We start from the raw sequence: 11,182 nt of genomic DNA, 5'->3' as shown, positions 1-11,182 counted from the left end.
CTTTTTTATTTAAAATAAGCGGTATGAATTTTAGGTTTTTTTACGGAATCATTTTGTTAGCTGGTGTATTTTGGACTTCTCAGCAATATGGTATTCAACAAAAGACAGCATTGTCTAAATCCGGCGATTTGAATTTCTATTTGCCAAAATCAACAACTTCTCAAATTGTAAAGCATCAATATTATACATTATCGTATAGTGAAAAAGCAGAACAAGCTGAATGGGTTGCTTATGAATTAAAGAAAAATAACATTAAGAAAAGCGATTTTAAACGCCCTTTTTTTATTGAAGATCCTAAGGTGAAAACACAATCAGCTGATTGGAGAAATTATAAAAAATCAGGTTATGATAAAGGGCATTTGTGTCCTGCTGCCGATATGGAATTTGATATAAATGCCTATAATGATACTTTTTTTACATCCAATATTAGTCCTCAAAATCATGCTTTTAATTCAGGAATTTGGAACCGGTTAGAACAGAAAGTACGTTTTTGGGCTGTAAAGAATGATGGTCTTTTTGTTATTACCGGAGGAGTTTTGAAAGGGAATTTAAAAGCAATAGGTAAAGAAAAGGTATTTGTTCCTAACTATTTTTACAAGATTTTGTTGTGTAATTCAAAAGGGAAATATAAGGTGCTTGCTTTTTTAGTTCCCAATGAAAAAAGCAGTCAATCAATATACAATTATGTGGTTTCTATTGACAAACTGGAATCAGTTACAGGTATAGATTTCTTTCCTAAACTGGATGATGAGTTAGAAAATAATTTGGAAAAAAATGTTGATTTGAATCTATGGCTTGCCAAATAGATTTGTTTAGCCTACCATTCATTAACCTTATTAGCATCCATTTTAAGGAAGATAAAAAGTAAAATAGTAAATCCCCATAAACCGGAACCTCCATAAGAAAAGAAAGGCAGCGGAACTCCAATAGTTGGAAAAATCCCAATCACCATGGCGATATTTACAAAAAAGTGGATAAATAAAATCCCTGCGCAGCAGTAACCATAGACTCTGCTGAATTTAGTTTTTTGTCTTTCGGCGAGATAAATGATTCTTAGAAATAAGGTCGCAAATAAGCCAACTACTACCAATGAACCAATAAAACCCCATTCTTCACCTACTGTAGTAAAGATGTAATCAGTGTGTTGTTCGGGTACAAAACCACCTTTGGTTTGTGTTCCTTCGAGAAAACCTTTTCCAAACAAACCGCCTGATCCAATGGCAATTTCGGATTGGTTGGTATTGTATCCAATTCCTTTTAAATCGACTGTTTTTCCAAGTAAGATATTAAAACGGTCTCTGTGGTGTTGTTTAAAAACATTTTCGAAAACATAATTTACTGAGAATACAAAACCGGAAATAAGTACAAAAACAATACTACTTGCCACAATGTTTCTATCGGCTAATCGTGATCTCCAATAAACGATTAGTATGGTTATTAAAGCCATTAAGATGACATATTGTGGCTCGAAAATTAAGGTGAAAACAAATAAAACGATAGCTATGAAGCCTGTCCAGATATACCATGCAGGTAAGCCCTCACGATACAAAACAATTAAGAAAATACTATAGATAAGTGCACTTCCCGGGTCAGGTTGAGGTAAAATAAGCAATACAGGGAAAAATACAATAGCTAAAGCTTGTACTTGTCGGTTAATGTCTTTTAAATTAATTTGGGAATCACTAAGATATTTGGCTAAAGCCAATGAAGTTGCGGCTTTTGCAAACTCAGAGGGTTGTAGTGTAAAACTTCCTATGGCATACCAACAGCGTTGTCCAGCAATGGTTTTTCCAAAGACAAATAATCCCATTAAAGATAATAATGAAATCCCAAAAATGATAGTTGCATATTTTTCGTAGAATTTACCATCTACGGCAAGAATCATAAAAATCAAAGGAATGGTTAAAGAGATAAAAATTAATTGTTTTTGGTAGGTATCTTCAATAGACGACAGCGATGAAGAATAGATATTTAGCCATCCTAAAATTACTAATGCACTATAGATAATAACGCATATCCAGTCAATATTTTTCTTAACACTTTGATTTTTCATCAGTAAATGAATGGCTTAATTAATTTTTTTGGTTGTATCAGTTGCCGTGTTTGTTTTTGCTTCCTTATATTTTTGGATTGTATCTTTAGGGGTACTTTCAATAGCATTGGCTTCTTTCATTCCTCCTAAAATTGCATATCGGTCTCTCAAACTTCTTTCCAGAATTCTTTTTTCTAAATCAGTTCGGGTGATTTTTTTTCTCAAATATTTTTCAATCATCAAACTCGCGATTGGTCCTGCAATAGTGGCTCCATATCCTCCGTTTTCAACCATAACCGCAATGGCAATTTTTGGATTGTCTTTTGGAGCAAAGGCCACAAATATAGAGTGGTCTTCAAGTTTGACTCTTTTACCGTCTATTTTTGCAAAGTTTTCTGCGGTACCTGTTTTTCCGCAAATATCAATTCCATCTACTCTAAGTCCTCTGGCTGTTCCTAAGTTATAAACATCGAATAATCCATTTATTATAGGAGTGTAATATTCTTTGTTAATAGTGGTTTCGTGCTTAACCTTGAATTTAGGATCAATATTTTCGCCCTTAATTTTCTTAATGATATGAGGGGTGTAGTAATAACCCTGGTTTGCAACGGTTGCCATCATATTGGCCAGTTGAATAGGAGTCATTAATACTTCACCTTGTCCAATAGCATTAGAAACGATAGCGGTACTTCTCCATCCTCCGTTAGGATAAATACGTTTGTAGGTTTTAGAAGAAGGAATGTTTCCTCTTCTTCCAGTTGGTAAGTCATAGCCCATGAATTGTCCTAGTCCAAAACTTTTAACGTGATTACTCCAAACATCAACGGCATAAGAAGGTTTTACGTATTTGTTGATGGTTTTCATATAAGCTGTCCCGAAATAAGCATTACAGGATTCGTAGATTCCGCGATGCAGTTGTAATGCGCCTCCATGACAGTGACATCTCATAAAACGTCCTCTGGCATAACTAAAACCATGTCGGCAAAAAACCGTAAATTGTTCGTCAATAACTCCTTCCTGAAGTGCCACGAGTCCCGTTAAAATTTTAAATGGCGAACCGGGTGGGTATTCGGCCAATAGACCTCTGTCGTATAATGGTTTTGCAATAGAATCATGATACAAAAGGGTATAGTTTTTAGAACGTTGACGACCCACTAGAATTGAAGGGTCGTAAGAAGGAGCTGTAACCAATGCTAATATTTCACCAGTTTTAGGTTCTATAGCTACAATTCCACCTCTTTTATTAACCATCAGTTGTTCCCCATAACGTTGGATTTCGGCATCAATGGTCAGGTTGATGTCTTCTCCTTGTACAGCTATGGTATCGTATTTTCCGTTTTTATAAGAGCCAATTAGGCGATTGTATTTGTCTTTTTGAAAATACTTAACCCCTTTTATTCCTCTTAGAATTTCTTCGTAGTATTCTTCAACTCCCTGTTTTCCTATTAAGTCACCACTTTTATAGTATGGATTTTTTTTGATGACTTGGTCATTTACCTGAACTATAGAACCAAATATATTGGCTCCAAAATCAACTTCATAGTCTCGAAGTGATCGCTTTTGAACATAAAAACCTTCAAATTTTCTAATTTTTTCCTGAAAAGCGGCATATTCACTTTTGTTTAATTGAGGTAGGAAAACAGAAGGCAATCTAGGACTGTAAACTTTAGCCTTTTCTATTTTTTTGATGAAATCTTCTTTGGTAATATCTAAGAGTTGGCAGAATTCCAAAGTATCAATATTTTTAATTTCCCTTGGAATTACCATGATATCATAAGAAGCCTGATTGGCAACTAAAAGTTTCCCGTTTCGGTCGTAAATATAGCCTCGTTCAGGATATTCGTATTGTATTTTAATAGCGTTGTTTTCTGATTTTAATTTGAAAGTATCATTGATTACCTGCAAATAAAAAATCCGAATTAGTAGCAAAGATGCTGCGACAATAATGATAGAAGGCAGCAGAAGTTTTCTCATCGTTTGTTAGGCTTAATAAGATATATTATTATAATACAACTAATGATTGTAAATATGGTACTGAGCAGGGATCGAATTAAAATATCTAAAATAAAACTGACCTGAAAGGCTTCTAATATAAATAGCGTTAAATGGTGTAGTACCACGGCTAAAAGTATGAATGAAAATCGTTCCGGAGTTAAGGATTCGTTTAATTTTATGGTTTGGTATTCGTAACTAACCCCAAATGCAAACTTAAATAAATAAGGTCTGTAATAAGCCAAAATTAAGCAAGCAGCTGTATGAATTCCACCTGAATTTGAAAATAAATCCATAATGATTCCAAGTGCAAAACTACTAAGTATTAAAGCTGATCTGTTAGCGTTTACAGGATATAATATAATGAATAGGATATAAGGTAGTGGCATTATAAAACCTAAAAACGTCATATTGTTGAATATGAGAATTTGAAGGGCTAATAATAAAATAAACCTTAAAATATTGACTAACAAACTGCTATTCATCTTTTTTGTTTCCTTTTTCTAAATTAGTAACTTCCTCTTTATCTCTGCTTTTGATGATATACACATGACCTAAATTGGTCATGTCATTAAATAATTTTATGTTTAAAACGTAATAATTAGTTTCTTCCTGTATATAAACTTTGTCAATTGTTCCAATGTTGATGTTTTCTGGGAAAATTACCGATTGTCCTCCGGTAACAATAGTGTCTCCTTTTCTAACTGAGGCTAATCTTGGAACGTCAATTAATTGTACAAAACCAGTGTTTTTTCCATCCCAGGTTAATGAACCAAAATGATTGGATTTTTTGATTTTAGCATTAATCTGCGATTTTGTATTTAAAATACTCACTACAGTAGCATATCTTGGCGATGTTCGGTCAACAATACCCACAATTCCTAAGCTGTTAATAACCCCCATATCGGCTTTAACGCCATCGTTTGCTCCTGAATTTAAGGTAAGGAAGTTTTCGTGAGAGTTGTAAGTATTATGAATTACTTTTGAAACTATAATATCATTTGGCCCTACATTCTTAAGGTTTTCGGGTTTTTTTATAGTTGTGGTGTCTTTAGTATTGAAAAGGATGCTTTTAAGTCTGGCGTTTTCAAGTGCCAGTGCCTCATTTTCAGTTTTCAGATTTAAGTATTCGGTAATGTTGTTGATTTCTTCATAAACACCTCCTGTGAAAAAATTAGCCGAACTAATAATTCTGCTTTTATGGTAAGAATGAGACTGTATCGTAAGTAAAAACGAAATGCTTAATAACAGCAAAAACAGTATTCTATTACTGTTTTTGAATATAAAATTAAATATTTGCTGCATTCTCTAGTTTGATTATTAATTTCAGGATATGCGAATAATGTATTTCAATTTGTAAAGTGCTATAACTTATAGGCTACAGCACTTTAGCACTTTTATTTTATTAAAATACTTTTGAATTTTCCAATATTTTTCAAGGCCATTCCTGTTCCTCTAACTACGGCTCTTAATGGGTCTTCAGCAATGTAAACCGGTAAATCTGTTTTTTGAGAAATACGTTTGTCTAATCCTCTAAGCATAGAACCTCCACCTGCAAGGTAAATTCCTGTGTTGTAGATGTCGGCAGCTAATTCAGGGGGAGTTTGAGACAGGGTTTCCATTACGGCATCTTCAATTCGTTGGATTGATTTATCTAAAGCTTTGGCAATTTCTCTATAAGAAACATCTACTTGTTTTGGTTTTCCGGTTAGCAAATCTCTACCTTGAACAGACATGTCTTCGGGAGGAGTTTCTAAATCTTCGATAGAAGCACCAATTTGTATTTTTATTTTTTCAGCTGTACTTTCTCCAACAAATAAGTTGTGTTGGGTACGCATATAATAAACAATATCATTTGTGAAAACGTCACCGGCAATTTTAACCGATTTGTCGCATACAATTCCACCTAGAGCAATTACAGCAATTTCAGTTGTACCACCTCCAATATCCACAATCATGTTTCCCTTTGGTTGCATAATGTCAATACCGATACCGATTGCTGCTGCCATTGGTTCGTGAATTAAATAAACTTCTTTTCCGTTTACACGCTCACAAGACTCTTTTACGGCTCTCATTTCTACTTCAGTAATTCCGGATGGAATACAAACCACCATTCTTAAAGCCGGAGTAAACATTCTTTTTTTCAATGCAGGTATGCTTTTGATAAACATACTAATCATCTTTTCAGAAGCATCAAAATCAGCGATTACACCGTCCTTCAAAGGTCTTATCGTTTTAATGTTTTCATGTGTTTTACCTTGCATTAAGTTGGCTTCTTTACCAACTGCAATGATTTTGCCGGAAATTCTATCACGGGCAACAATTGACGGGCTATCAATAACTACCTTGTCATTGTGAATGATTAGTGTGTTTGCGGTACCAAGGTCTATCGCAATATCCTCGGTCATGAAATCAAAAAATCCCATAAGTTTTTTAAGGGTTTATAAGTTAAAAATTAGGAGCGTACAAAGTTAGTCAAATTAATGTTTGAAATGACGTGTTCCGGTAAATACCATTGCCAAATTATTTTCATTGCAATAGTCAATGCTTAATTGGTCTTTAATCGATCCTCCTGGTTGGATTACAGCTGTAATTCCTGCTTCTTTAGCAAGGGCAACACAGTCAGGAAAAGGGAAGAAAGCATCACTTGCCATCGAAGCTCCTGTTAAGTCAAATCCAAAGTGTTTTGCTTTTTCAACAGCTTGTTGTAATGCATCTACTCTTGAAGTCTGACCTGTTCCTGATGAGATTAAAGTTCCGTTTTTAGCAAAAACAATTGTGTTTGATTTGGTGTTTTTACAAATTTTAGAAGCAAAAATTAAATCTTCAATTTCTTGCTCCGTTGGACTTGTAATGGTAACGGTAGTTAAATCTTTTTTATTGTCTGTGATGTTGTTTCTGTCTTGAATTAACAATCCGTTAAGACAAGTACGAACTTGTTTTTGTGGTAATTCAACATCATTTTGAACTAAAATAATTCTGTTTTTCTTTTCCTGTAAAATAGTTACAGCCTCAGCATCATAAGCTGGAGCAATTACTACTTCACAGAATAATTGGTTGATTTCTGTAGCTGTTGCTACGTCAATTGTAGTATTCGAAATTAAAACACCTCCAAAAGCTGATGTAGGATCGCAAGCTAAAGCGGCTAAGTAAGCTTCGCTAATGGTTTTTCTTGAAGCTAATCCGCAAGCATTGTTGTGTTTTAATATAGCAAATGTAGGGCCGTCAGTTTTGAATTCGTTAATTAAATTTACTGCAGCATCAACATCTAATAAATTGTTGTATGATAATTCTTTTCCGTGTAATTTTTTGAACATTGCGTCAAAATCTCCAAAGAAGAATCCTTTTTGGTGTGGATTTTCTCCGTAGCGCAATACCTGGCCATTAGCAATACTTGCTTTGTAGATAGTTTCGTCAGTATTGAAGTAGCTAAAAATAGCTCCGTCGTAATGAGAAGATACATGGAATGCTTTAGTAGCTAATAATTTTCTGTCTTCAAGAGTTGTTGCTCCGTTTTGTTTAGTAATCATATCTAAGAACAAAGCATATTCGTTCATAGATGGAACGATAACGGTATCTTTGAAGTTTTTAGCAGCGGCACGAATCAAAGAAATTCCGCCAATGTCAATTTTTTCAATAATATCTTGTTCGCTAGCTCCAGAAGCTACCGTTTTTTCGAATGGATATAAATCTACAATTACTAAGTCAATCTGAGGGATATTGAATTCCTTCATTTGTTGAACATCACTCTCATTGTCTTGACGGTTCAAAATTCCTCCAAAAATTTTTGGATGTAGCGTTTTTACACGTCCACCTAAAATTTCAGGAAAAGCAGTAATGTCTTCAACAGCAACTACAGGAATGCCTAAATTTTTTATAAAGTCTTCAGTTCCTCCTGTTGAATAAAGAGTAACATTTTGACTGTGTAATAATTTAACAATAGGCTCAAGACCTTCTTTCGAAAAAACCGAAATTAATGCAGACTGAATTGTTTTAGATGTGCTCATGTATAGTTTTAATTATAAAGTGCAAAAATAGTTTTTTAATGTGAAAATTAAGCTATCTTAAAATGAGATAATTTGTATTTAATTGTGCTTTTTTAAGAAGATGACGAAATAGCTGGATTTTATTGTGTTAAAAGAAATTTATATTAGGATTTTGAATATTATTTACAGAATTTTACCTTATTAAAAATAGATTTTATGTTGTTATATCTTCGATTATTGAAAGAAAGTTTTGCTTTTGCGTTAAATGCACTGCGAAATAATAAGTTAAGAACACTTCTTTCTTTGCTTGGAGTAACTATTGGAATTTTTTCCATCATAGCTGTTTTGGCCGCTGTAGATTCTTTGGATAGAAAAATTAGCAGTGATTTAAGTGGTTTGGATAAGAATACGATTTACCTGATGAAATTTTCTTTTGGACCTACAGATATTCCAAATTGGAAGAGGGAGCAATTTCCGAATGTAAAATACGATGAATATATTTATTTGAAAGGAGCAATGAACAATACCGCTGAATTGGGATATCAGATCTTTACTAAAGGGGAGACTATAAAATACGATTCTAAGCTGGTGAGCGACGTAAATATTGTTCCGGTTTCTCATGAATTTATAGATATTCAGGGACTTGAGTTTCAGGATGGTCGATTTTATACTGAATCGGAGGCTAATTCGGGAGCTAAGGTTATTGTTTTAGGAAACGAAATTGCAACTTCTTTGTTTGAAGATGCTAATCCTATTGGGAAAGATGTACGGCTTTATGGTCAGCGTTTTACAGTAATTGGGGTTTTGAAGAAAAAAGGAGCAGGACTTTTTGGAGATAGTAATGATTCGGCGGTGTTTATTCCGGTTAATTTTGTTCGACAAAAATTTGGAGATAATAATACTTCGCTAACTAATGTTATCATTTTCAAACCGGTAGATGGGGTAGATATGGAGGAATATAAGGCGGAAATATCGCAAAAACTACGTGCTTATCGCGGAATTAAAGCCGGCGAAATTGACAATTTTTTCATCAATGTTTTTTCCGGATTTACTGATTTTATTGATGGGATTATTGGTAGTATGAAATTAGGAGGTTGGGTGATAAGCGGTTTCTCACTTTTGGTAGGTGGTTTCGGAATTGCCAATATTATGTTTGTTTCGGTAAAAGAGCGTACCCATTTAATAGGGATTCAGAAATCATTAGGAGCTAAAAACCGATTTATACTGTTTCAGTTTTTGTTTGAAGCCATAATTTTATCGGTTATCGGTGGTTTGATAGGTTTGTTAATGGTTTGGGGAATCGCCTTTGGTTTGACTAAAGCTTTGGATTTCGAATTTGTATTAGGATTAGATAATATTCTTTTAGGTGCTGGTTTAGCGGGGATTATTGGATTGATTTCCGGAATTTTACCAGCTATTTCGGCTTCAAGGCTAGATCCTGTGGAGGCCATTAGGACGGGGATGTGATTTTAGATTGTAGAATGCAGATTTTAGATTTTAGATTTTTCCGCATAGTCATTGCGAGGAACGAAGCAATCTCATGATTTAATTTCGTCCTATTTCGAGAGATTTGTATGTTGGTATGGGGTGTTTTTTATTTATAAAATTTGATTTTAGTTTTATCCCATTTGATGCTATCTGAAAAATAATATTCATTGTTTTTCTTGTATTTTAGAACAGTATCTTCTTCTTGTGTCGTTCTCCTTATTTTAAAAGCGTCTATTTTACTTGATAGGGAATTGTTTAAAAATGTTAATATTTTATTGAAATTCATATTGTTAATAGTGTCTTTTTCAGATGCGATAATAATTTGTCTTTGACGTTCCGCCTTGTTGGAAATGTTTAGTTTAATAAAGTCTACGCAGCTATTATTAGGTATTTTGATGATTTCAATGGGTTTGAGATTAATAAAGTCAGGAATTGTGTCTGTTTCTGATTCGATGCAATGCCACGGGATAGCTTCTTTTTGATAAAAATAGAAATCGCCATTTTTATCTATAATTATTTGATTATGAAAATAAAATTCAGGTAAGGGTGGAGGTATATTTTGTTTTTGTAAATGAGTCAAAAACTTTTTGTCTTTTTCAGAAATTATATAAAGTATGTTTACTTCTTTATTCTCTTTCTTTTTATTGCAATTCCAAAAAAGCAAACAAATCATAAAGCCTATAATTATTCTTTTCATATTCGAAGATTTGAATTAAAGATAAAAAAAATCCCATCCCGATAGCAATCGGGATGGGATTTTGTATTTATAGCAATTCGAAAATTATCTAATTTCGTTGTTTTGAATCAAATCAATATACAAGTTAATCTTGTCTTTTAATTCTTTTCTTGGCGTGATAAAGTCAAGGAAACCGTGTTCTAAAAGGAATTCAGCAGTTTGGAAACCTTCCGGTAAATCTTTACCTGTGGTATCTTTAACAACACGAGGTCCGGCAAATCCAATTAAGGCACCAGGTTCAGCAATGTTAATGTCTCCTAACATAGCGTAAGAAGCCGTTGTTCCTCCTGTAGTTGGATCAGTACACAAAGAAATGTAAGGTAATTTTGCTTCAGAAAGCTGAGCCAATTTTACCGATGTTTTAGCCAATTGCATTAATGAATAGGCAGCTTCCATCATTCTGGCTCCTCCTGATTTTGATATCATCACAAAAGGTAATTTGTGTTTGATAGCATAATCAATTCCTCTGGCAATTTTTTCACCTACTACAGCTCCCATAGATCCTCCGATAAAGGCAAAATCCATACAACAGATTACTACATCTTTCCCTTTGGATTTACCAACTCCGGTACGCACAGCATCTTTCAGTTTGGTTTTTTCCATTACATCTTTCAAACGATCTGCATATTTCTTTGTGTCCACAAAGTTCAAAGGATCTTTAGAAGTAATGTTTGGGTCTAATTCAGTAAACTCATTGTTGTCGAATAAGATTTCGAAATAAGTAGCACTACTTATTCTTACGTGAAAACCATCTTCAGGGCTTACAAATAAGTTACGTTCCAGTTCTTCGGCATCAATAATCTTTCCTGTTGGAGATTTGTACCAAAGTCCCTTTGGAACGTCCATTTTCTGTTCGGTAGGAGTTGTGATTCCTTTTTCGTGTCTTTTAAACCAAGCCATAATTTTTTAATTTTGGTTTGAAGCTAGGAGTTGGAAGCTGGAAGATTA

The 11,182-nt window shown here is 33.9% G+C and carries 10 protein-coding genes; 2 read left to right on the top strand and 8 right to left on the bottom strand.

Annotated features, from left to right (window positions below):
* The first annotated feature begins 23 nt into the window (after window positions 1-23).
* The gene (locus BIW12_RS04290) at window positions 24-806 is read left to right on the top strand and encodes a DNA/RNA non-specific endonuclease (RefSeq protein WP_071183967.1); all 783 of its coding nucleotides are present in this window, start codon (window positions 24-26) and stop codon (window positions 804-806) included.
* Between the two features lie 11 nt (window positions 807-817).
* Here BIW12_RS04290 and rodA read toward each other — a convergent pair whose 3' ends face one another.
* The 6 genes from rodA to purH all read right to left on the bottom strand — a co-directional run bounded on the left by rodA (window position 818) and on the right by purH (window position 8,031).
* Entirely contained in the window at window positions 818-2,053 is a 1,236-nt protein-coding gene (rodA, locus tag BIW12_RS04285; RefSeq protein WP_071183966.1) for a rod shape-determining protein RodA, read from the bottom strand.
* A 15-nt stretch (window positions 2,054-2,068) separates the two neighbouring features.
* Entirely contained in the window at window positions 2,069-4,006 is a 1,938-nt protein-coding gene (gene mrdA / locus BIW12_RS04280; protein WP_071183965.1) for a penicillin-binding protein 2, read from the bottom strand.
* Window positions 4,003-4,509, bottom strand: coding sequence for a rod shape-determining protein MreD (locus BIW12_RS04275; RefSeq protein ID WP_071183964.1), 507 nt, complete (start codon window positions 4,507-4,509; stop codon window positions 4,003-4,005). The genes mrdA and BIW12_RS04275 overlap by 4 nt, the downstream gene beginning before the upstream one ends.
* Complete coding sequence (mreC, locus tag BIW12_RS04270) at window positions 4,502-5,329, bottom strand: rod shape-determining protein MreC (RefSeq protein ID WP_071183963.1); 828 nt, start codon at window positions 5,327-5,329, stop codon at window positions 4,502-4,504. The genes BIW12_RS04275 and mreC overlap by 8 nt, the downstream gene beginning before the upstream one ends.
* Before the next feature lie 92 nt (window positions 5,330-5,421).
* Complete coding sequence (locus tag BIW12_RS04265) at window positions 5,422-6,450, bottom strand: rod shape-determining protein (protein WP_071183962.1); 1,029 nt, start codon at window positions 6,448-6,450, stop codon at window positions 5,422-5,424.
* A gap of 54 nt (window positions 6,451-6,504) precedes the next feature.
* Window positions 6,505-8,031: a bifunctional phosphoribosylaminoimidazolecarboxamide formyltransferase/IMP cyclohydrolase gene (gene purH / locus BIW12_RS04260; RefSeq protein ID WP_071183961.1), complete on the bottom strand. Its 1,527-nt coding sequence runs from the start codon at window positions 8,029-8,031 to the stop codon at window positions 6,505-6,507.
* A 195-nt stretch (window positions 8,032-8,226) separates the two neighbouring features.
* On the opposite strand from purH, the gene BIW12_RS04255 reads away from it, so the two are divergent.
* Entirely contained in the window at window positions 8,227-9,477 is a 1,251-nt protein-coding gene (locus BIW12_RS04255) for an ABC transporter permease (RefSeq protein ID WP_071183960.1), read from the top strand.
* A gap of 127 nt (window positions 9,478-9,604) precedes the next feature.
* On the opposite strand, the gene BIW12_RS04250 is transcribed toward BIW12_RS04255, so the two are convergent.
* Entirely contained in the window at window positions 9,605-10,195 is a 591-nt protein-coding gene (locus tag BIW12_RS04250) for a hypothetical protein (protein ID WP_071183959.1), read from the bottom strand.
* A gap of 84 nt (window positions 10,196-10,279) precedes the next feature.
* The gene (accD, locus tag BIW12_RS04245; RefSeq protein WP_071183958.1) at window positions 10,280-11,134 is read right to left on the bottom strand and encodes an acetyl-CoA carboxylase, carboxyltransferase subunit beta; all 855 of its coding nucleotides are present in this window, start codon (window positions 11,132-11,134) and stop codon (window positions 10,280-10,282) included.
* Window positions 11,135-11,182: the final 48 nt, after the last annotated feature.

Source organism: Flavobacterium commune, assembly GCF_001857965.1.
Lineage (GTDB): Bacteria > Bacteroidota > Bacteroidia > Flavobacteriales > Flavobacteriaceae > Flavobacterium > Flavobacterium commune.
Note: the sequence above shows the minus strand (reverse complement) of the source record. Positions and strands in the feature narration are given on the sequence as shown.

What these genes read in the sequence shown, in the direction of transcription:
- BIW12_RS04290 (WP_071183967.1), top strand. Translation starts at nt 24, where the DNA reads ATGAATTTTAGGTTTTTTTACGGAATCATTTTGTTAGCTGGTGTATTT.
- rodA (WP_071183966.1), bottom strand. Translation starts at nt 2,053, where the DNA reads ATGAAAAATCAAAGTGTTAAGAAAAATATTGACTGGATATGCGTTATT.
- mrdA (WP_071183965.1), bottom strand. Translation starts at nt 4,006, where the DNA reads ATGAGAAAACTTCTGCTGCCTTCTATCATTATTGTCGCAGCATCTTTG.
- BIW12_RS04275 (WP_071183964.1), bottom strand. Translation starts at nt 4,509, where the DNA reads ATGAATAGCAGTTTGTTAGTCAATATTTTAAGGTTTATTTTATTATTA.
- mreC (WP_071183963.1), bottom strand. Translation starts at nt 5,329, where the DNA reads ATGCAGCAAATATTTAATTTTATATTCAAAAACAGTAATAGAATACTG.
- BIW12_RS04265 (WP_071183962.1), bottom strand. Translation starts at nt 6,450, where the DNA reads ATGGGATTTTTTGATTTCATGACCGAGGATATTGCGATAGACCTTGGT.
- purH (WP_071183961.1), bottom strand. Translation starts at nt 8,031, where the DNA reads ATGAGCACATCTAAAACAATTCAGTCTGCATTAATTTCGGTTTTTTCG.
- BIW12_RS04255 (WP_071183960.1), top strand. Translation starts at nt 8,227, where the DNA reads ATGTTGTTATATCTTCGATTATTGAAAGAAAGTTTTGCTTTTGCGTTA.
- BIW12_RS04250 (WP_071183959.1), bottom strand. Translation starts at nt 10,195, where the DNA reads ATGAAAAGAATAATTATAGGCTTTATGATTTGTTTGCTTTTTTGGAAT.
- accD (WP_071183958.1), bottom strand. Translation starts at nt 11,134, where the DNA reads ATGGCTTGGTTTAAAAGACACGAAAAAGGAATCACAACTCCTACCGAA.